The following is a 453-nucleotide window of genomic DNA, read 5'->3' as shown; positions in this document are numbered from 1 at the left end:
CGGTGATCAGCGAGCGCACCGGCTACCCCGTCGACCTCATCGAACTCGACCTCGACCTCGAAGCCGACCTCTCCATCGACTCCATCAAGCGCGCCGAGGTCGCCGGCGAAGTCGCCCAACGCCTCGAACTCGCCGTCGAAGGCGACGAGAGCGAGCTGGAGGACCTCGTCAAGGCCCGCACCGTCCGCGCCATGGTCACCTGGCTCGACGAGAAGATGGGCTCCGCGCCCGCCGCCGCCCCGATGGCCGCGCCGGTCGTCGTCCCGCCCGCCGGCACGCCGGTCGGCGTCACCACGGCCGACTTCCAGCAGGCGATCCTGAGCGTCATCAGCGAGCGCACCGGCTACCCCGTCGACCTCATCGAACTCGACCTCGACCTCGAAGCCGACCTCTCCATCGACTCCATCAAGCGCGCCGAGGTCGCCGGCGAAGTCGCCCAACGCCTCGAACTCG

Annotated in this window: 1 protein-coding gene; it reads left to right on the top strand. The window is 70.0% G+C overall.

Features of this window, described 5'->3' with window-relative positions; translation table 11 throughout:
- The coding region (locus LPA42_RS33435) for an acyl carrier protein (RefSeq protein WP_228987151.1) at nt 1-453 on the top strand (453 nt) is incomplete at both ends.

This window comes from Micromonospora sp. DH13 (genome assembly GCF_020873825.1).
Classification (GTDB): domain Bacteria; phylum Actinomycetota; class Actinomycetes; order Mycobacteriales; family Micromonosporaceae; genus Micromonospora; species Micromonospora haikouensis.
The sequence above is the reverse complement of the archived record's forward strand: the minus strand, read 5'-3'. Positions and strand labels throughout refer to the sequence as shown.